Origin of the sequence: Cedecea sp., assembly GCF_036500665.1 — a bacterium.
GTDB lineage: Bacteria > Pseudomonadota > Gammaproteobacteria > Enterobacterales > Enterobacteriaceae > Cedecea.
In genome coordinates, this window is the sequence record NZ_DASYBS010000042.1 from 69132 (window position 1) to 89287 (window position 20156).

The 20156-nt window shown below is 54.1% G+C and carries 18 protein-coding genes; 16 read left to right on the forward strand and 2 right to left on the reverse strand.

Features of this window, described 5'->3' with window-relative positions:
- Positions 1-291: 291 nt before the first annotated feature.
- The gene (gene uspC, locus VGM55_RS06945) at positions 292-711 is read right to left on the reverse strand and encodes a universal stress protein UspC (RefSeq protein WP_154186576.1); all 420 of its coding nucleotides are present in this window, start codon (positions 709-711) and stop codon (positions 292-294) included.
- Positions 712-1649: 938 nt separating this feature from the next.
- On the opposite strand from uspC, the gene flhD reads away from it, so the two are divergent.
- The 6 genes from flhD to cheW all read left to right on the forward strand — a co-directional run bounded on the left by flhD (position 1650) and on the right by cheW (position 7077).
- The gene (gene flhD, locus VGM55_RS06950; RefSeq protein WP_038481732.1) at positions 1650-2000 is read left to right on the forward strand and encodes a flagellar transcriptional regulator FlhD; all 351 of its coding nucleotides are present in this window, start codon (positions 1650-1652) and stop codon (positions 1998-2000) included.
- A 3-nt stretch (positions 2001-2003) separates the two neighbouring features.
- Complete coding sequence (flhC, locus tag VGM55_RS06955; protein WP_154186578.1) at positions 2004-2582, forward strand: flagellar transcriptional regulator FlhC; 579 nt, start codon at positions 2004-2006, stop codon at positions 2580-2582.
- Positions 2583-2708: 126 nt separating this feature from the next.
- Positions 2709-3599 carry a flagellar motor stator protein MotA gene (gene motA, locus VGM55_RS06960; protein ID WP_312739657.1) on the forward strand — a complete coding sequence of 297 codons (891 nt, stop codon included), beginning with the start codon at positions 2709-2711 and terminating at the stop codon, positions 3597-3599.
- A complete protein-coding gene (motB, locus tag VGM55_RS06965; RefSeq protein ID WP_154186580.1) occupies positions 3596-4525 on the forward strand; it encodes a flagellar motor protein MotB in 930 nt (309 codons plus the stop codon). Before motA ends, motB begins: the two co-directional genes overlap by 4 nt.
- Positions 4526-4535: 10 nt before the next feature.
- Entirely contained in the window at positions 4536-6554 is a 2019-nt protein-coding gene (cheA, locus tag VGM55_RS06970) for a chemotaxis protein CheA (protein WP_154186913.1), read from the forward strand.
- A 28-nt stretch (positions 6555-6582) separates the two neighbouring features.
- Positions 6583-7077 carry a chemotaxis protein CheW gene (gene cheW, locus VGM55_RS06975; protein WP_016536985.1) on the forward strand — a complete coding sequence of 165 codons (495 nt, stop codon included), beginning with the start codon at positions 6583-6585 and terminating at the stop codon, positions 7075-7077.
- Between the two features lie 88 nt (positions 7078-7165).
- On the opposite strand, the gene VGM55_RS06980 is transcribed toward cheW, so the two are convergent.
- Positions 7166-8431 (reverse strand): dicarboxylate/amino acid:cation symporter, encoded by a 1266-nt coding sequence (locus VGM55_RS06980; protein WP_331635073.1) that lies wholly within the window; start codon positions 8429-8431, stop codon positions 7166-7168.
- 642 nt (positions 8432-9073) lie between these two features.
- Here VGM55_RS06980 and VGM55_RS06985 point away from each other — a divergent pair.
- The 10 genes from VGM55_RS06985 (at position 9074) to cheZ (ending at position 20107) form a co-directional block, all read left to right on the forward strand.
- Positions 9074-9604 (forward strand): Csu type fimbrial protein, encoded by a 531-nt coding sequence (locus tag VGM55_RS06985; protein ID WP_154186582.1) that lies wholly within the window; start codon positions 9074-9076, stop codon positions 9602-9604.
- A gap of 14 nt (positions 9605-9618) precedes the next feature.
- A complete protein-coding gene (locus tag VGM55_RS06990; protein WP_154186584.1) occupies positions 9619-10338 on the forward strand; it encodes a fimbrial biogenesis chaperone in 720 nt (239 codons plus the stop codon).
- A gap of 55 nt (positions 10339-10393) precedes the next feature.
- Positions 10394-12673, forward strand: a complete 2280-nt coding sequence (locus VGM55_RS06995; RefSeq protein WP_331635074.1) for a fimbria/pilus outer membrane usher protein — start codon at positions 10394-10396, stop codon at positions 12671-12673.
- 35 nt (positions 12674-12708) lie between these two features.
- Positions 12709-13665: a spore coat U domain-containing protein gene (locus VGM55_RS07000; RefSeq protein WP_331635075.1), complete on the forward strand. Its 957-nt coding sequence runs from the start codon at positions 12709-12711 to the stop codon at positions 13663-13665.
- A gap of 125 nt (positions 13666-13790) precedes the next feature.
- Positions 13791-15458, forward strand: a complete 1668-nt coding sequence (tar, locus tag VGM55_RS07005; protein WP_154186590.1) for a methyl-accepting chemotaxis protein II — start codon at positions 13791-13793, stop codon at positions 15456-15458.
- Positions 15459-15500: 42 nt separating this feature from the next.
- A complete protein-coding gene (locus VGM55_RS07010) occupies positions 15501-17105 on the forward strand; it encodes a methyl-accepting chemotaxis protein (protein WP_154186592.1) in 1605 nt (534 codons plus the stop codon).
- 19 nt (positions 17106-17124) lie between these two features.
- Positions 17125-17991, forward strand: a complete 867-nt coding sequence (cheR, locus tag VGM55_RS07015) for a protein-glutamate O-methyltransferase CheR (RefSeq protein WP_154186594.1) — start codon at positions 17125-17127, stop codon at positions 17989-17991.
- A complete protein-coding gene (locus VGM55_RS07020) occupies positions 17988-19037 on the forward strand; it encodes a chemotaxis response regulator protein-glutamate methylesterase (RefSeq protein WP_331635076.1) in 1050 nt (349 codons plus the stop codon). The genes cheR and VGM55_RS07020 overlap by 4 nt, the downstream gene beginning before the upstream one ends.
- A gap of 19 nt (positions 19038-19056) precedes the next feature.
- Entirely contained in the window at positions 19057-19446 is a 390-nt protein-coding gene (gene cheY / locus VGM55_RS07025) for a chemotaxis response regulator CheY (RefSeq protein ID WP_008453900.1), read from the forward strand.
- 10 nt (positions 19447-19456) lie between these two features.
- Positions 19457-20107 (forward strand): protein phosphatase CheZ, encoded by a 651-nt coding sequence (gene cheZ / locus VGM55_RS07030; protein ID WP_154186596.1) that lies wholly within the window; start codon positions 19457-19459, stop codon positions 20105-20107.
- The last annotated feature ends 49 nt before the right edge of the window (positions 20108-20156 follow it).

A 20156-nucleotide genomic window follows, 5' to 3' on the forward strand; every position in this document is an offset into this window, starting at 1 on the left:
ATCGTAAATCCTTATGACCACGAAGGGGGCGCGTTGGCGCTTTACTGCGCGATTGTCCTGGTACTTGTTCGGCGGGGAAAAAGGGGGGCATCGTGGTTTGTATCAACGATGCTCAACACCTGCCGCAAAAATAGGGTTGTCTAGTAGCACGTTCTGGCCTTTGTCGGGATCGGCAGGATAAAAAATTGAATTTGCAGAAAATGGCGTAATTAGTCGCTATGGAATAACTTAAAAAGTAGAGAACCCGGGGGCAAGGAAGCGGCGTCAGCCCCGCTTCCTGCCGGCAGCTTGTTACAGAGGGACCAGCAGTACATCAACCTGGCTTGAGGCCACGACTGCCTTGGCTGAGCACATTATCTTGCCGAAAAAACTCTGGTTGTGATTGCCACACAGTACCAAATCAACATCGTGTTTCTCACAGATGCTAAGGATGTGTTCGCTTAGTTCCCCAGTGGAAATAATTACATTTTCAATAGGATAATGCGCTTGCTCTGTTAGTTCATCGAGGAAAAGGCGGGTTTCTTCCAGCATTAGCTCGCGCAGGTTTTCAAGCATTGGTGCGGCAAGCTGGTTATACAGTTCCGGATCGGAGGCAAGCGTGACGAGGGTAATTTTGCCGTTACCGGGTTTGACGATGGAGACGGCCTTTTGAACCAGTTGATGGCTTTCAGGCGTGATGGCAACGGCAACCAGCACATGGCGATAGCTCATTCTTTCTCTCCACATTTAGTGTGAATTGTTAACATTTTCTTACACCACTTGTTGCGCTGGCGCAACGTATTCCGCCATACGAAATGTGAAGCCACTCATAGAAATTGTTTAGTTATTCTTATGAAACGAATTTGCAACATTGTTCGGTAGACGATTGGTGAAAATTTGCCATAAGTCTAACCGATTAATTTGCGAACCTGGATCGCGTGATAACTTTCAGTAACGGGTCCTTTTAAAATCATAACGGTCGGTTAAAATTCAATTATAATTTAACTTAAGTCTATGAATAACAGTGAATTACTCCTAACCGCTTTTGTAAAGTGTGATCGCTCAGGCATTCCTGGCAGCCCGTATCGGATAAAAAGCAATGACAACTCATGGCGTTGTGATGTTTAAGTGTCACTATTCGTCTGCCGGCACCTTGAAAATTCTCGATTAGATGAAAAAGCGAGCAAATGAAAAGCGATTCTGATGCTTTTCACTCCGAAGGATGATGTATTTATGTGATCTGCGTCACATAAATTCCAAAATCGCAGATGGCCGCATTGTATGTGCCAGGGGCTGCGAGTAGAGTTTGCCCGAATTAGGAAAAATCTTAGTTTTTTGTAATAAAATGATGAACGACAACAGGCGTTCAGGCTTTGTCAGGGAAGTGGCCTCTACCGCGGTATGCGGAGGGGTTAAGTCAGAGCGCAAGATTTATCCGTGCATTTTGGCCGTAACGATTGTTTTAATTTAACCGGGGCGACCCGGCGACATCGCGGGGTGCGGTAACAACCCCCTAATAGTTCAGAAAACAGCTTTCGTGCGACAGGTTCGCTTCGGTTTCTTACAGCCGTAAGTTTCTGGAGAAATTCTGGACGTTGACACGCTACTGTCATCCGAAATATTTAGGCTAGGCCGCATACAATAATAGTTGGTTATTCGGGATGGAAAAAATGCATACTTCCGAGTTGCTAAAACATATTTACGACATTAATTTATCGTATTTATTGCTTGCACAGCGTCTTATTAGTCAGGATAAAGCTTCAGCAATGTTTCGCTTAGGCATCGCTGAGGATATGGCAAATACTTTAGGGGAACTCACGCTGCCCCAGATGGTGAAATTGGCTGAAACTAACCAATTAGTTTGCCAGTTCCGTTTTAACGAAAGTCAGGCGATTACTCGCTTAACGCAAGACTCCCGTGTGGATGATTTACAGCAAATCCATACCGGTATTTTGTTATCTACCCGTTTACTGAATGAGGTGTCGACGCCTGCCGAGGCACCTAAGAAAAAAAGGGCATAACAAATGAGCGAGAAAAGTATTGTCCAGGAAGCTCGCGACATTCAGCTTGCTATGGAGCTGATAACACTGGGGGCCCGACTGCAAATGCTGGAAAGCGAAACGCAGCTGAGCCGTGGTCGCCTGATCAAACTCTACAAAGAACTCCGTGGAAGTCCTCCTCCAAAAGGGATGCTGCCTTTCTCTACTGATTGGTTTATGACCTGGGAGCAAAACATTCACGCTTCCATGTTCTGTAATGCCTGGCAGTTTTTACTTCGTAGTGGGCTGTGTACCGGCGTTGATGCGGTCATTAAAGCCTATCGCCTCTATCTTGAACAATGTCCTTCTCAGTCTGACGGCCCGCTTTTGGCGCTGACTCGCGCGTGGACGCTGGTTCGTTTTGTTGAGAGTGGGATGCTCCAGCTTAGCCAGTGTAACTGCTGTGGGGGCAATTTTATTACCCACGCACACCAGCCGGTCGGCAGCTTTGCCTGCAGTCTGTGCCAGCCGCCATCGAGGGCGGTAAAAAGACGTAAACTTTCCCTGAACGCTGCCGATATTATTCCACAACTGCTGGATGACCAGGTGGAACAGGCTGTTTAACAGATTCTGTGTTTGCGCATTCCAGCAGCGGTAAGAGATTACCGCTGCTTTTTTTATGCCCAAACATAACGCTGCTTCTGCCTTCCTGGGCATCCTCGCTACACTCAACGGCGTAAGGATGATCTCGTGCTGATTTTAATAGGTTACCTGGTTGTTTTAGGGACAGTGTTCGGCGGTTACATGTTAACCGGCGGCCACCTTGGCGCACTTTATCAACCTGCTGAGTTTGTGATCATTGGTGGGGCGGGTATTGGTGCGTTTATCGTAGGGAATAACGGTAAAGCGATTAAGGGCACCTTAAAAGCATTACCGCTGCTTTTCAGGCGTTCAAAATATACCAAAAGCATGTATATGGACTTGATGGCATTGCTTTATCGCCTGATGGCTAAATCTCGCCAACAGGGTATGTTTTCGCTTGAAAGAGACATCGAAAACCCTAAGGAAAGCGAAATCTTCGCCAGCTATCCGCGTATTTTAGCGGACACCATGATGCTTGATTTTATTGTCGATTATTTGCGTTTGATCATCAGCGGAAATATGAATACTTTCGAAATTGAAGCCCTGATGGATGAAGAAATCGAGACCCATGAAAGCGAATCGGAAATACCGGCGAACAGCCTTGCGCTAATGGGCGATTCATTACCTGCATTCGGTATCGTTGCGGCGGTTATGGGGGTGGTACACGCTCTGGCTTCTGCTGACCGTCCTGCTGCTGAATTAGGCGCGTTAATTGCGCACGCAATGGTGGGGACGTTCCTGGGTATTTTACTGGCCTACGGTTTTATTTCCCCATTAGCGAGCGTGCTGCGCCAGAAAAGCGCTGAAACAACAAAAATGATGCAGTGCGTTAAGGTCACTTTGTTGTCCAGCCTCAATGGCTATGCCCCGCCTATTGCGGTGGAGTTCGGCCGTAAAACGCTTTATTCCAGCGAACGTCCGTCGTTCATTGAGCTGGAAGAGCATGTCCGGGCGGTACGTTCGCCGAACGCGCAGCGCGCGACGGAAGAAGAAGTATGAAAAATCAGGCCCATCCCATCGTTGTCGTAAAGCGCCGCAAGCACAAGGGACACGGCGGGGCGGCTCACGGCTCCTGGAAGATTGCCTATGCAGACTTTATGACTGCAATGATGGCTTTCTTTCTGGTCATGTGGCTGATTTCAATCTCCAGCCCGAAAGAGCTGGCGCAAATTGCTGACTATTTCCGCACGCCGCTAGCCCAGGCGATTACCGGTGGTCAGCGTATTGCCGACAGCGAAAGCCCGATCCCCGGCGGCGGCGATGATGTCACCCAGCAGCAGGGCGAAGTGAAAAAACAGCCCAATATTGAAGAGCTGCGCAAGCGGATGGAAACCAACCGCCTGAAGCGCATCAAAGGCGATCTGGACCAGCTTATTGAGTCGGATCCTAAGCTGCGCGCGCTGCGCCCGCATTTGCAAATAGACCTGGTTCAGGAAGGTCTGCGAATTCAGATTATCGACAGTCAAAACCGCCCAATGTTTAAAAACGGCAGCGCGGAAGTGGAGCCGTACATGCGCGATATTCTGCGCAAAATCGCCCCGGTGCTGAACGGTATTCCAAACAAAATCAGTCTGTCGGGCCATACCGATGATTTGCCTTACGCCAACGGCGAACGCGGCTACAGCAACTGGGAGCTTTCCGCCGATCGCGCGAACGCTTCCCGTCGTGAGCTGGTAGCGGGCGGTCTCGACGACGGCAAAGTGCTGCGCGTCATTGGGATGTCCTCGCAGATGAGCCTCTCCAAACGCGGAGGCGGTGACGCCATTAACCGTCGCATCAGTTTGCTGGTGCTTAATAAACAGACCGAAGACGCCATCATGCACGAGAACTCAGAGAGCGATAACCAGCCGATCGGTGTTCTGCAGCAGGATCCTACGGCGGCTCCGGCGAATAACACAGTTGCGCCACAACCAGGTATGAGGTGATAGCGTGAGCATGGATATTAGCGATTTTTATCAGACATTTTTTGACGAAGCCGATGAACTGTTGGCCGATATGGAGCAGCACCTTTTGGATCTGGTGCCTGAGGCGCCTGACTCTGAACAGTTGAACGCGATTTTCCGTGCGGCCCATTCCATTAAGGGCGGTGCCGGAACGTTTGGCTTCTCCGTGCTGCAGGAAACGACGCACCTGATGGAGAACCTGCTGGACGAAGCGCGACGCGGTGAGATGCAGCTTAACACCGATATCATCAACCTGTTTTTGGAAACCAAGGATATTATGCAGGAACAGTTGGACGCTTATAAAAACTCTGAAGAGCCGGATGCTGCAAGCTTCGACTACATCTGCAAAGCATTACGCCAGCTGGCCCTGGAGGCCAAGGGGGAAGCCCCTACGGCACCGGCCAAACTTTCCGTAGTTGAATCGGAGCAGCCAGCGTCCGTGCCTGCCGATAATGGCGGCAAACTGCGGGTGGTGATTGATGGGCTGAAAGAAGCTGAACGCGACCTGATGCTGGAAGAGCTGGGTAATCTTGGCACCCTGAGTGATGTGGTTAAAGACACGGCTTCCGTTACCGCGACGCTTGAAACCAGCGTCAGCGAAGATGACATTACCGCCGTGCTTTGCTTCGTCATTGAGCCCGAGCAAATCAGCTTTGTGCCGGTCACCGTAGCCAGCGCCCCAGCGGTGGCGGAAACCACGTCGGTTGCCGTTGCTGATGCGCCTGCTCAAACCGCCGTGGCGGTACAAAAAGCCGGTCTTCCTGAACCACTGACGCCTGCAACGGGGCGCGTTGAACGGGATAAGCCTGCTGCCCGTGCGTCAGAATCAACCAGTATTCGTGTGGCGGTGGAAAAAGTTGACCAGCTGATTAACCTGGTTGGCGAGTTGGTGATTACGCAGTCGATGCTGGCTCAACGCTCTAACGAACTTGACCCGGTGAACCACGGCGACCTGATTACCAGCATGGGGCAGCTCCAGCGCAACGCTCGCGATCTGCAAGAGTCGGTGATGTCGATTCGAATGATGCCGATGGAGTATGTGTTCAGCCGCTTCCCGCGGCTGGTGCGCGATCTCGCCGGTAAGCTGAATAAACAGGTAGAGCTGACGCTGATGGGCAGCTCCACCGAGCTGGATAAGAGCCTGATTGAGCGCATTATCGATCCGTTAACGCACCTGGTGCGTAACAGTCTCGATCACGGTATTGAGTCGCCCGAAAAACGCCGGGCGGCGGGGAAGTCTGAGGTCGGTAACCTGATTCTCTCGGCTGAGCACCAGGGCGGTAATATCTGCATTGAAGTCACCGATGACGGCGCGGGACTTAACCGCGAACGTATCCTCGCCAAAGCTCTCTCTCAGGGGATGCCGGTCAGCGAAAGCATGAGCGATGATGAAGTTGGCATGCTTATCTTTGCGCCGGGCTTCTCTACCGCTGAGCAGGTAACCGATGTCTCCGGCCGTGGTGTCGGTATGGATGTGGTGAAACGTAACATCCAGGAGATGGGCGGCCACGTTGAAATTCAGTCGAAGGCCGGAGCCGGTACAACTATCCGTATTCTGCTGCCGCTGACGCTGGCTATCCTTGACGGCATGTCGGTTAAGGTGAGCGACGAAGTGTTCATCCTGCCGCTGAACGCGGTAATGGAATCTCTGCAGCCGCAGGAAGAGGACCTGCATCCGCTGGCGGGCGGCGAGCGCGTGCTGGAAGTGCGTGGTGAATACCTGCCGCTGGTTGAACTGTGGAAAGTCTTTGACGTGCAGGGGGCGAAGACCGAAGCGACTCAGGGCATTGTTGTTATCCTGCAAAGCGCAGGACGCCGCTATGCGCTGCTGGTCGATCAGCTGATTGGTCAGCACCAGGTCGTCGTGAAGAACCTTGAAAGCAACTACCGCAAGGTGCCGGGAATTTCTGCTGCCACCATTTTGGGTGACGGCAGCGTGGCGCTGATCGTCGATGTTTCTGCGCTGCAGGGGCTAAACCGTGAACAACGTCTGGCGCTTACCGTCGCCTGATTAACCGCATAAGAAAATAGGTACGCAAATGACTGCACTAACGAATGTGACAAAACTGACCGGGGAAAACGTAGGCCAGGAGTTCCTGGTGTTTACCCTTGGCGATGAAGAGTACGGCATTGATATCCTGAAAGTGCAGGAGATCCGCGGTTACGACCAGGTAACGCGTATCGCGAATACGCCTGCGTTTATCAAAGGCGTGACCAACCTGCGCGGCGTGATTGTGCCGATCATCGACCTGCGCCTGAAGTTCGAGCAGGACGGCGTGGAATATAACGACAATACCGTGGTTATCGTGCTGAATCTTGAGAAGCGCGTGGTCGGGATCGTGGTTGACGGCGTATCCGACGTGCTGTCGCTGACCGCTGACCAGATTCGTCCTGCACCGGAGTTTGCGGTGACGCTGTCTACTGAATACCTGACGGGCCTGGGCGCGCTGGGCGAGCGTATGCTGATTCTGGTGAACATCGAGAAGCTGCTGAACAGCGAAGAGATGGAGCTGCTGGATTCTGCGGTTGCTTAATCCGGTTTGCTAAAATAAGAAGGGCTACCCGAAGGTAGCCCTTTATTTTTTACCAAAGAGGGAAAAGGCGTGGTTTTCCCCTCTTTTTTTATGCCTTAACGTCTTCCAGCGGCACGGTGTCGGTTTCTTCCAGCATGCCTTCATTCTTGGACAGCATCGCGGTAGCCACGCCGTTGCCCAGCACGTTGATGGCCGAGCGGCCCATATCCAGGAAGTGATCAATACCCATCAGCAGCAGGATCCCGGCAACCGGGATGTTGAAGCTTGGGATGGTCGCGGCCAGCACAACAAGCGCGGAGCGCGGTACCCCGGCAATCCCTTTCGACGCCAGCATCAGCGTCAGCATCAGTACGGCAATCTCAGAGAAGGAGAGGTGAATGTTGTAGGCCTGGGCAATAAACATCGACGCGAAGGAGCAGTACACCATCGACCCGACCAGGTTAAAGGAATAGCCGATAGGCAGAACGAACGATGCGATGTTACGCGAGCAGCCAAAGCGGGTCAGCTGATCCAGCGTTTTTGGATAAGCGGCTTCAGAGCTGCTGGTGGTGAATGCCACCAGAACCGGATCTTTCAGCATCGCCAGCAGACGGAAGACATCACGCTTCAGCACCATATAGCCAACGCTAATCAGCACCACGCAGGTCAGCACGATAGCCACATAGTAGCCGCCGATAAATGAAGCGTAGTTCAGCAGAATGCCAAGGCCCTGGGTGGCAATCACCGAAGAGATAGCGGCGAAAATCGCCAGCGGCGCAACGTACATGACGTAGCCGGTGACTTTCAGCATGATATGGGAAACCACATCCAGCGCGCTGACCAGCGGAGCGTTAAATTTCTCACCCAAAGAAGCCCCGGCTATGCCGAAGAACATCGAGAACACCACAATCTGCAGGATCTCGTTGTCCGACATCGCGCCAGCAATGCTGGTTGGAATGGTGTGGGAAATAAAGGCTTTCAGGGTCATGCCGCTAACGGCGAGGCCGGTTTGAACGGCTTCCGTCGGCACTTCCAGGTTCATGCCCGCGCCCGGATGCGCCAGGGTAACGATAAACAGGCCGACCAGAATCGACAGCACCGAAGAAGAGACAAACCACACCATTGCTTTGCCGCCTACGCGGCCAATGGTGGAGGTCTCGCCAAGCTTCATGATGCCCACCGTCAGGGTACTGAACACCAACGGTGCAATCACCATCTTGATAAGGCGCAGGAAAATATCGGTAAATAACGTGATGTTATCGGCATAGCCTTTGATGACGTCGGCGGCGGCGTATTCGTGGATGGCCGCGCCGGTGAAGATCCCCGCTATCATGAACAAAATGATGAATAGCGTGAGTTTGTTTGAACTTGCCACTGACTTAGTAACCCCGTAGTTGACTGTAGTTAATGTGTGTCTGTTTGTAACTTACTGACCCCTATATAATTATTATTCACGGGCAGTAAATATGCGGAGCATAAATTGAATCAAACGGCGCCGATATACAACTCTTTTTTATAAATTCTGTAAATTGTTAATTAAGTAGCACTTAATTATTATTTGTGATTGGTGTCACAAATTTGCGGATATATTCCTTTCAGTTTGCAGTGAGGTACGAGGGGGGGAGGTTAACTTGCTGTTTTAAAGGAGAATAAATCGTCAATCCACCGTTTCACTGAATTTGACCACGCGGTTGGTTATTTCCGGATCTCTAAACTAAATTTCAACTAAGTGATGACGTAACGTACTGATTTTTTTCTAACCCGTCGCTTATGAATGTCGCGAGAAGAAACCGTATTGCCTGACTGTAAAATGAACAATCAGGTGTAAACGGTTCCGGAAATATGGGTTTCGGCATTGTTGACGCGATTTTATGAACAGCGTATGTGATTTCAGGGTGAATTATATTAACGACAAGTTACGGAGTCCGCTGCCTGTATTAAAAACGTTAAATCATCACGTGCCGCTTCGCTGTGTATCCACGAAGCATGTTTGAGTCATTTGAATAAGGTTAAGGATATGAATTCAGCCACTGCAGCACGCTTAATTCTTTCTTGTACTGCGTTTTCGATTATTCCATCGGCTAATGCGGCGGTGGCAAACGGTACGTTTCAGGTCCTGATTACTATTCAAAAGTCCTGTGCGGTGACCGCCGGCAGCGGCTCGAATATTAACCTGGGGACGGTTAACGCCAGTGCAGTAAATACCTCGCAAAGCAATACGTTTACCGTTAACTGTTCAAAGACAACGCCTTATTTTATCGGCCTTGCACCTTCCGCAGCGAATGGGGGAACCACCACAGGTTCGGGTGCCATGTCGTCCGTTGCTAACTCCGCGACTAACACCGACAAAGTCCCTTATCAATTGAACCAAACCTCGGCTACCGGGCCGGTTTGGGGGAACACCGCTACCACAACCGTAGTGGGTAACGGCGTGGCGGGCACGGGGTCAGGGGCCGCGCAGACTTATACCGTCTATGCGACGGCGGCGAGTGCGAATTTCACGCCAGACAGCTATGCGGATACGGTTACCGTCAACGTTAACTACTGATTTCAGGACAGCGGATGAAATTGAAATTAGGTGGACTATCTGCCTGCGCGTGCCTGTGGCTGGCGCTGGCGGCGGGGGGAGATGCGGTAGCCGGTGGCCTGCAAATATCACCGGTTAACCTGACGTTAAAGGCGGCACAAAACGCCGATGGTATCTGGTTAAGTAATGAAGGTGATGCGCCGCTCAACGCGCAGGTGCGAGTTTTTAACTGGCAGCAAAGCGGCTATGCCGACAAGCTGTCGACGTCTCAGGGGCTGGTTATCAGCCCGCCTATCGTGACGCTGCCTGCGGGCGAGCGCCAGCTCATTCGTGTTATCCGTACAGGGCCTGCCTCCAATCAGGTGGAACAGGCGTACCGCTTGTTTATCGATGAACTTCCACCGGCCAAACTGCAGCGAAATAAAATTCAGTTTGTGATGCGCTATTCCGTTCCGGTGTTTTTGCAGCCCGTTGGGCAGGCGGAAAACACGGCGAAGCTAAAATGGGCATTAATGAATATCGATGGCAAAACGTTTGTCGATGTGAGCAATCAGGGTAACAGCCACGCTCAGCTTTCAGCCATGACGTTTATTCAATCTAATGGTGCGCGAAAAACAATTACTTCAGGTCTGCTAGGTTATGTTCTTCCCGGTTCAACTATGCGGTGGATAATATCTTCGTCTGCCAGCGATACTTACCATAGTGGAAAAGTTGAAGTCACTATCAATGGTCAAAAAACAGAACAAGATCTATGACTGGCCATATTCTTTGGTAAAAATTATATTGCTTAATGGTTTATTTTTCTCAGGCATGACAGCAGCACAAGATACTAATAATGACTTACCTCAGAATGCGGCCACGAATGACACAGCTCAGCCTGTAGGCGTTGATTTATATCTCGACACGACGGTGAATGGTAATCCCGTGGGTCTGGTTCATCTTGGCTACGCTGAAGGGAAATTATACGGCGACGCGATGGCCCTGCGTCAGTTGGGATTTCGCCTGCCAGAAAAAGCGCTGCCGCCTTTTTACCTCAATGACATTTCGCAGGTTACGGTTGACTATAACGTTCAGCAGCAAACCCTGGCGCTGAACGCGCCGCTGAGCCTGTTAGATCTGAAAACCACCCAGCTTAATCAGTCAGATATGTCCTCTCCCACGGCCTCAAACGCCTTCGGGGCGTTGCTGAACTACGATCTCTATGCGGACAGTGGAAAAGAAAGTAACGTCAACTCATTCAGCGAGTTCCGTGCATTTAACGCTGCGGGTGTGCTGAGCTCAACCCAGCTGACCCGTTATTCTACGGAGCAAAACGATAACGACTCCTTTAGCCGCCTGGATACCAGCTGGCGCACCTCATTCCCTGACAAAATGCTGGCGGTTACCCTCGGCGATACATTAACAAGCTCGCTCTCGTGGTCCCGCCAGACGCGAATCGCCGGGATAAAAATAGGTACTGATTTTGGCCTAAAACCCTACATGCCTACAACGCCGCTGCCGGCCTTTCTCGGCTCGGCAACGCTGCCGTCAAGCGTTGAGCTGTATGTCAATGGAGTGAAATATTATAACGGCGAAGTGCCTGCGGGCAGTTTCCAGTTGAATACTCTGCCAAATATCACCGGGGCAGGGAATGCTCAGGTGATGATGACGGATGCGCTGGGCAGAAGCAGCGTGCAGAACTTCTCCTTTTATAACGATCAGCTTTTGCTGCGGCAGGGGTTGACGGACTGGTCCCTCGAGCTGGGCGTGGTGAGAAAAAACTACGGCTATTCCTCCTTCGACTACGCCAGTGAGCCTGCCCTAAGCGGCACCTGGCGGCGGGGCTTCAGTAACAGCCTGACCGCCGGCGGCCATTTGGAAGCCAGCGACAGTCTGGTCAACGGCGGGATCGGCAGTGACTGGATCCCCTGGAGCCAGTCCGGAACGATTTCAACTGCGCTGGCGGCAAGTTCTGATGCCGGGGAGAACGGCTATTTGTATAGCCTGGGCTACCGTTGGTCCGGCGGGCGCTTCAACTTTAGCTCCAGCGCGACGGCCACGTCCGGTGACTATCACGATGTTGCGACGAGGTATGGTGCCCCGCCGCCTGCCTTCAGCGGCAGCGCGGTGGTGGGATATAACTTTGGTGTGGGCGGGAATCTCAGTCTGAGTTACCTGCAGTTTCGCTACCCTGACCAAAGCGCTATTCGTTACGCCAACGCCAGCTGGTTTAAATCCATCACCGAAAACGTCTCCCTCAGCGCCAGCTTTAACCAAAATATTGATAACACCCGCGACCGCAGCGTTTATCTGATGTTGACCGTCAGTACCAGCAATAGCCTGACTGTCGGCGCGACGGTGCAGCGTACCGGCGACAAGATGGGTTACCAGCTTAATGCCAGCCAGAGTCCGCCGTCCGAAGGCGGGGTGGGCTGGAACGTGGCTGCCAGCCAGCAGAGTTCACAGCAAACCGGGCAGGGCGAAGTGGGTTACCTGGGGCGCTATGGCCGCGTATATAGCGGCTTCCGCAGCATTCCTGACAACAATTACGGCTATGCGGGGGCGACGGGGTCGCTGGTGATGATGGGCGGCGGTGTGTTCGCCGCCCGGGAGATCAACAACGGTTTTGCCGTGGTTTCTACGGACGGGATCCCGGATGTCCCGGTTAAGCTGCAGCATAATCTGGTGGGCACCAGCGACAGCAGTGGCCTACTGCTGGTGACGCCGCTCAACAGCTACCAGAACAACCTGATCAGTATCGATCCGATGAACCTCCCGGCCAATATGCGGATCCGCAGCGTCAGCCTGAACGCCACGCCTGCAGACCGCTCCGGTACGCTGGTGAATTTTGATATCAAGCCGGTTCGCGCCGCGCAGGTAAGCCTGGTTGATACTAAAGGCAAGGCTATCGCCGAAGGCAGCCCAATCAGGTTGATGTCCGGTATTGGGCAGAACTCGGTTGTCGGGTTTGATGGCCTGGCCTATTTCGACGCGCTTGAACTGCACAATCAGCTAAGAGTGACCACGGAAAACGGCATTTGCATCGCCGAGTTTGACTACCCCGAGAACCAGAAAAGCGTAACGAATATCGGGCCGATACTGTGCCGCTAATGAATCTGTGGCCTTTTGAAACAGGAGTTATCCGCGTGAGATTAAAACAATTATTGCTGCTGGCGGTGCTCTTGCTGTCCCCCGGGATTAGCCATGCGGTGGTTTGCTCGGTGAGCAATGTACAAACGGTTAACTTTGGCACCGTCAACCCGCTGGCGACAGGCACCCCCAACACATCGATGACCTTCGATTACAGCTGCTCCAAACAATTGGGGGATCTGCTGGCCGGGGTGACGCTCTGCTTTAATATTGACGGGGCCGGAGTGGGGAACCACAAAATGTCTTTTGCCGGGCCGCCTGCCAGCACGCTGTCCTATGAGCTTTATCAGGGAACATTAAGCGGGGGGGCATGGGGGAGCCAGTTCCAGTCGGGAACAACCTACCCGGTGGTGCAGCTCAATTTGCTTAATCTGACGCCCGTCACCGGCAGCCTGACGGTCTACGCCCAAATGACGCTGCCACAAGCCTCCGCGGCGCCGGGGGGCTATCAGGATATTTACACCAGCGGTATGACCACGGTTACGCTCAATACCGGCCTGCTGGCGCCGCCCGCGAACTGCGGCACGGGCGTCGCAACAAACTTTCCCTTCAACGTGGTGGCAAACGTGAGCAAGCAGTGCAGCGTCAGCTACGCCAATAATGTGAGCTTCGGGGCAGTGGCTGCTATGCAAAGTAATCTGGCTTCAAACAACACCATCGGCATTGCCTGTACCAACGGCACACTTTACACCGTGGGTCTTACTCCTTCGAATAACAACACCGGTGGTACCGGGGCGCTAAAAGGCACCGGGGCGAATACCGATCAGGTGCCTTATCAGCTCCGGCAGGCGTCCGGGGCATCGGGTGCCGTGTGGGGGAACACGGCATCAAACTATCGTTCCAGCACGGGGACCGGCAGCGCCCAGGCGTACCCGGTCTATGTCACCATCCCGAGCACTAACTATACCCCCGATGATTACGCCGATACGGTGACCATCACCGTAACTTATTGATCGCCGCCACGTCTTACCCATAGCCGGTTGCTGTAGCGCAACCGGTTAATTTCCCTGTGACTTAACGTAAAGTTCCCGCGGCCTGTGCCGATAACTTCGGGAACAAGTCGTTAAAAGGGCGTCCTATGTTAAAGCGTATTCGCGTTGTCACCATGCTAATGATGGTGCTGGTGGTGTTCGCGCTGCTGCAAATCATTTCCGGTGGAATGTTCTTTAATTCTTTAAAAAACAATAATGACAACTTCAAGGTTTCTCGAGAATTACGCGTTCAGCAGGCTGAATTAAACCAGGCCTGGATCCTGATGCTGCACACGCGTATCAACCTTAGCCGCTCAGCCGCGCGAATGATGATGGATCCGGCCAATAGCCAGAGCGCCGCCAGGACCGACCTGCTGAACAATGCGAAGAAATCTCTCGCCAGCGCCGAACAGCACTACAACAGCTTTAAACAGGTCGCCCCGATTTCCGCCGAAATGAACGCCGTGGTGAAAGACATCGACGGTGACTACCAGGCCTACCATCAGGCGCTGGCAGAACTTATCGGTTACCTGGAAAGCGGCAATATGGACGCCTACTTTGGCCAGTCAACTCAGGGCATGCAAAACGCGCTCGAAAAAGCCTATGACGGCTATCTGGCGCTGAACGACCGCATGTACGAAGCCTCTTACGTCGACAGCCGAGCCGGTTATACCTTCGCCATCTGGCAACTTGGGATTTTAGCCCTGGCGCTGGCCGCGGTCATACTGCTGGTCTGGGTCGGTATGCGCCGGATCCTGCTCAAGCCGCTGAACGTGGTGATTGGCCATATTCGCGAAATTGCCGCCGGTAACCTGACGGAAAATATTATCGTCGAGGGTAAAAACGAGCTCACCCAGCTGGCCTCCAGCGTGCAGCACATGCAGAAAGCGCTGAGTACCACTGTCAGTAGCGTACGTGAAGGTTCGGACGCCATCTACAGCGGCACGACTGAGATAGCCGCCGGTAACAATGACCTCTCTTCACGGACCGAGCAGCAGGCAGCTTCCCTTGAAGAAACCGCCGCCAGCATGGAGCAGTTAACCGCCACCGTTAAGCAGAATGCCGAAAATGCCCGTCAGGCTTCCCGGCTGGCGCTTAACGCCTCTGAAACCGCACAGCGTGGCGGCAAGGTTGTGGACGGTGTGGTGAAAACCATGCACGACATCGCCGGCTCCTCGAAAAAAATCGCCGACATTATCAGCGTCATCGACGGCATCGCTTTCCAGACCAATATTCTGGCGCTCAATGCCGCGGTAGAGGCGGCCCGTGCGGGTGAGCAGGGGCGTGGCTTTGCGGTGGTGGCCGGTGAAGTGCGCAACCTCGCCAGCCGCAGCGCACAGGCCGCGAAAGAGATTAAAACGCTTATTGAAGATTCCGTTTCACGTGTCGACACCGGTTCCGTACTGGTTGAAAGCGCAGGGGAAACCATGAGTGACATTGTGAACGCCGTTACGCGGGTCACGGACATCATGGGGGAAATCGCCTCGGCCTCTGATGAGCAAAGCCGGGGTATCGACCAGGTTGCACTGGCCGTTTCTGAAATGGACAGAGTGACGCAGCAGAATGCCTCCCTGGTGGAAGAATCTGCTGCCGCGGCCGCCGCGCTGGAAGAGCAGGCTAGCCGCCTGACTCAGTCGGTTGCGACGTTCCGTTTGCAAGGGAATGCGGGCAGTAAAAAACCTGTAGCGGCCGCGCCGACGGCGCAAAGCCCTGCGGTACACACCCCGCGTACTCCGGCCAGGGCCGGTGATGACGATAACTGGGAAACTTTCTGATCAGATGAATACCGGCCAAATGGCCGGCAGAGGGAAGCTTTGATGTTAAACCGTATCCGAATCTCGACCACGCTTTTCCTGATTTTGATTGTCTGCGGCGTGCTGCAGATTGGCAGTAATGGTTTGTCTTTCTGGGCTTTTCGTGACGATTTTCAGAATCTCAAAATGGTCGAGGCTGGCAATCAGCAGCGCGATACGTTAACGCAAAGCCGCGCCGCGCTATTGCAGGCAAGTAACGCCTTAAACCGGGCGGGAACGCTCACGGCGCTAAGCTATCCGCCTGAGGATATTAAACGTCTGATGGCCAACGCCCGCAGCAGCCTGAAGCAGGCGGATATGCTGTTTAACCAGTTCGCCGGGATCCCACAGAAAGGGGACGAGGGCGAGAAGATGCTGGCGTCTACGAAACAGAGCTTCACCGCTTTTCGTGACGACCTGCAGCATCAGGCTACGTGGCTTGAAAACAACCAACTTTCCGATTTCATGAGTGCACCGGTACAGAAATCGCAGGATGTCTTTGATGCGAACTTCAATGCCTGGCAGCAAAGTATTAATCAAATAGTGGCGACCGCCAGCGGCGACAGCCAGAAAAATTACCATATCTCTGCGGTAATTTTCGTCGTAGTCACGATTATCGCCGTGGTGCTTCTGCTCGGCTCGCTTGCCTGGTCACGCAAAATGATCGTTCAGCCGTTGGCGATTGTACGCAGCTATTTCGACAGCATCGCCGCCGGGGACCTGGCAAAACCGATTACGGTCTACGGGCGCAATGAAATCTCGGAAATTTTTGCTGGCCTGAAGAACATGCAGACCGCATTAAAAGAGACGGTAAGCCAGGTACGCAGCGGCACCAGCGCGATGCATACCGGCATCGGTGAGATTGCCGCAGGAAATAACGACCTTTCGGCGCGTACCGAGCAGCAGGCCGCCTCGTTGGCCGAGACCGCAGCAAGCATGGAGCAGCTAACGGCAACTGTGGGTCAGAATGCCGACAACGCGCGCCAGGCCGCGCAGCTTTCCCGCAGCGCGGCCGATACCGCGAAGCAGGGCGGGCAGCAGGCGGCCAACGTGGCAAGCACCATGCGCGATATCGCCGGCAGCTCGCAGAAAATTAGCGATATCACCAGCGTTATCGACGGCATTGCATTCCAGACCAACATCCTGGCGCTGAACGCCGCGGTCGAAGCGGCGCGCGCCGGTGAGCAGGGGCGGGGTTTTGCCGTCGTCGCCGGTGAGGTTCGTAACCTTGCCAGCCGCAGCGCGCAGGCGGCAAAAGAGATCAAAGTATTAATTGAGGAGTCCGTTGACCGCGTTCAACAGGGGTCAAAGCTGGTTGATACGGCGGCGACCACGATGGCCGAGATTGTCCGTTCGGTGACGCAGGTTAACGACATTATGGGCGAAATCGCCTCGGCATCTGATGAACAGCGTCGTGGCATCGAGCAGGTCGCCCAGGCGGTAAGTCAGATGGATCGGGTGACACAGCAAAACGCCGCGCTGGTTGAAGAGGCGGCGAGTGCCACCGATGCGCTGGCGGGCCAGGCCGAATATCTCTCCGGCGTGGTGGCCGTATTTAACCTGAGCGGTGCCGAACCTCAGCCCTCCGCCAGTGAATTTGTCGCTTCCGGAGAATGGGTAACATCTTGAATGGAATGAAGAAGGCGCTATGACATCACCAACGCCCACGGGGCAACAGTCATTAATGCTACAGATGACACAGCGTCTGCCGCTCTCCGACGCGCATTTTCGTCGGATATGCCAGTTGATCTACCAGCGCGCGGGAATCGTGCTGGCCGACCATAAACGAGACATGGTTTACAACCGTCTGGTTCGCCGCCTGCGTCTGCTGGGGCTGGATGATTTTGGCCGTTATTTGGGCATGCTGGAGGCGAACGCCAGTACTGCCGAATGGCAGGCCTTTATTAACTCGCTGACCACTAACCTGACGGCGTTTTTCCGCGAAGGGCACCACTTCCCGATCCTGGCGGAACACGCCCGCAAGCGCGCCGGAGATTATAAGGTCTGGAGCGCCGCGGCTTCGACCGGCGAAGAGCCCTATTCCATCGCCATTACGCTTGCCGATGTACTGGGCGGCGGCGCGGGGCGCTGGAAGGTGTTTGCCAGCGATATCGACACCCAGGTGCTGGAGAAGGCGCAAAGTGGTGTCTATCGGCAGGAAGAGCTGAAAACGTTGTCACCGGTACAGATGCAGCGCTACTTCATGCGCGGAACGGGGCCGCATCAAGGTCTGGTTCGGGTACGCAGCGAATTGTCCAGTCACGTGGATTTTGCGCCGATTAACCTGCTGGACAAGCAGGCGCCGGTGCCGGGGCCTTTTGACGCAATCTTCTGTCGGAATGTGATGATTTATTTCGATAAACCAACGCAGCAGGCGATTTTGCAGCGCTTTGTTCCGCTGCTGAAACCCGGCGGGCTGCTGTTTGCCGGGCATTCGGAGAACTTCAGTAACCTCAGCCGTGACTTCTGGCTGCGTGGCCAGACGGTCTATGGCCTGAGTAAGGAAAGAACATGACGAAAATACGTGTCTTATCGGTCGATGACTCCGCGCTGATGCGGCAGATAATGACGGAAATTATCAACAGTCATAGCGATATGGAAATGGTTGCTACCGCCCCGGACCCGCTGGTGGCGCGCGATCTGATTAAAAAGTTTAATCCGGATGTGCTAACGCTGGACGTCGAAATGCCCCGTATGGACGGCCTCGACTTCCTGGAGAAGCTGATGCGCCTGCGGCCTATGCCGGTGGTGATGGTCTCTTCGCTGACCGGAAAAGGGTCTGAGGTTACGTTGCGGGCGCTGGAACTGGGCGCCATCGACTTCGTGACCAAGCCGCAGCTCGGCATCCGCGAAGGGATGTTGGCCTACAGCGAAATGATTGCCGAAAAGGTGCGTACCGCCGCCAGGGCGAAGATTGCCGCTCATGCACCGGCCGCCGTGCCTGCGACCCTGAAGGCCGGGCCGCTGCTGAGCTCGGAGAAACTGATTGCCATTGGCGCCTCTACCGGAGGCACCGAGGCGATTCGCCACGTGCTGCAGCCGCTGCCGCTTTCCAGCCCGGCGCTGCTGATAACCCAGCACATGCCGCCTGGCTTTACCCGTTCGTTTGCCGAGCGCCTGAATAAGCTCTGTCAGATAAGCGTGAAAGAGGCGGAAGACGGCGAGCGCGTGCTGCCGGGGCATGCCTACATCGCCCCGGGGGATAAGCACATGGAGCTCGCCAGAAGCGGGGCGAACTATCAAATCAAATTACATGACGGCCCACCCGTGAACCGGCATCGCCCGGCCGTGGATGTGCTGTTCCATTCGGTGGCGAAGCATGCGGGGCGTAACGCCGTGGGCGTGATCCTCACCGGGATGGGTAATGACGGTGCCGTCGGGATGCTGGCGATGCACCAGGCAGGGGCGTGGACCATCGCCCAAAACGAAGCAAGTTGTGTGGTGTTCGGCATGCCGCGTGAGGCCATCAATTCTGGTGGCGTCAGCGAAGTGGTCGATTTAAGCCAGGTTAGCCAGCAGATGCTGGCGAAAATTAGTGCCGGACAGGCAATACGTATTTAACTGAAGGAGCCCGGATTTTATGGCGGACAAAGAACTCAAGTTTCTGGTCGTAGACGACTTTTCAACCATGCGCCGCATCGTGCGCAACCTGCTTAAAGAGCTGGGTTTTAATAACGTTGAAGAAGCGGAAGACGGCGTAGACGCGCTGAACAAACTGCAGGCCGGTGGTTTTGGCTTTGTTATCTCTGACTGGAACATGCCGAACATGGACGGTCTGGAACTGCTGAAAACCATTCGTGCCGACGGCGCGATGTCAGCGATGCCGGTGCTGATGGTCACGGCAGAAGCCAAGAAAGAAAACATCATTGCAGCCGCACAGGCCGGGGCAAGCGGCTACGTCGTTAAGCCATTCACCGCGGCAACACTGGAAGAGAAACTGGGCAAAATTTTCGAAAAGCTCGGCATGTAAGGAGGCGCAAATGCACTCATCAACAAACCCGGCAACAGAGATACACGAGCATTCACCGACCGATATCATTGCACGTATCGGCAGCCTGACCCGCATGCTGCGCGACAGTCTGCGTGAGCTGGGGCTCGATCAGGCGATTGCCGAAGCGGCCGAAGCTATTCCTGACGCCCGCGATCGCCTGGACTATGTCGTGCAGATGACCGCGCAGGCCGCCGAGCGCGCCCTGAACTGCGTGGAGCTGTCTCAGCCTCACCAGAACCAGCTGGAAAGCGAAGCAAAAGCGCTGAGCGGCCGCTGGGATGCATGGTTTGAGAATCCTATCGAGCTGAAAGATGCGCGTGAGCTGGTGACCGATACCCGCAGTTACCTGTCAGGGGTCCCGGAGCATACCAGCTTCACCAACGCCCAGCTGCTCGAGATCATGATGGCGCAGGATTTCCAGGACCTTACCGGCCAGGTTATCAAACGCATGATGGACGTTATTCAGGAGATTGAACGCCAGTTGTTGATGGTGTTGCTGGAGAACATGCCGGAGCCGGACGCGCGCGCCAAACGCGTGAATGAAGGCCTGCTGAATGGCCCGCAGCTTGACACAACCGCCGCAGGCGTAGTGGCAAGCCAGGACCAGGTTGACGATTTACTCGACAGCTTAGGCTTCTAACTTACTTGTCGCCTCTCCTGCGTGCGCGGGGGAGGCGGCTTCTTAACGC

Excerpts from the sequence above, each read along its gene's own strand:
- uspC (WP_154186576.1), bottom strand. The coding sequence starts at position 711 with ATGAGCTATCGCCATGTGCTGGTTGCCGTTGCCATCACGCCTGAAAGC.
- flhD (WP_038481732.1), top strand. The coding sequence starts at position 1,650 with ATGCATACTTCCGAGTTGCTAAAACATATTTACGACATTAATTTATCG.
- flhC (WP_154186578.1), top strand. The coding sequence starts at position 2,004 with ATGAGCGAGAAAAGTATTGTCCAGGAAGCTCGCGACATTCAGCTTGCT.
- motB (WP_154186580.1), top strand. The coding sequence starts at position 3,596 with ATGAAAAATCAGGCCCATCCCATCGTTGTCGTAAAGCGCCGCAAGCAC.
- cheA (WP_154186913.1), top strand. The coding sequence starts at position 4,536 with ATGGATATTAGCGATTTTTATCAGACATTTTTTGACGAAGCCGATGAA.
- cheW (WP_016536985.1), top strand. The coding sequence starts at position 6,583 with ATGACTGCACTAACGAATGTGACAAAACTGACCGGGGAAAACGTAGGC.
- VGM55_RS06985 (WP_154186582.1), top strand. The coding sequence starts at position 9,074 with ATGAATTCAGCCACTGCAGCACGCTTAATTCTTTCTTGTACTGCGTTT.
- VGM55_RS06990 (WP_154186584.1), top strand. The coding sequence starts at position 9,619 with ATGAAATTGAAATTAGGTGGACTATCTGCCTGCGCGTGCCTGTGGCTG.
- VGM55_RS06995 (WP_331635074.1), top strand. The coding sequence starts at position 10,394 with ATGACAGCAGCACAAGATACTAATAATGACTTACCTCAGAATGCGGCC.
- tar (WP_154186590.1), top strand. The coding sequence starts at position 13,791 with ATGTTAAAGCGTATTCGCGTTGTCACCATGCTAATGATGGTGCTGGTG.
- VGM55_RS07010 (WP_154186592.1), top strand. The coding sequence starts at position 15,501 with ATGTTAAACCGTATCCGAATCTCGACCACGCTTTTCCTGATTTTGATT.
- cheR (WP_154186594.1), top strand. The coding sequence starts at position 17,125 with ATGACATCACCAACGCCCACGGGGCAACAGTCATTAATGCTACAGATG.
- VGM55_RS07020 (WP_331635076.1), top strand. The coding sequence starts at position 17,988 with ATGACGAAAATACGTGTCTTATCGGTCGATGACTCCGCGCTGATGCGG.
- cheY (WP_008453900.1), top strand. The coding sequence starts at position 19,057 with ATGGCGGACAAAGAACTCAAGTTTCTGGTCGTAGACGACTTTTCAACC.
- cheZ (WP_154186596.1), top strand. The coding sequence starts at position 19,457 with ATGCACTCATCAACAAACCCGGCAACAGAGATACACGAGCATTCACCG.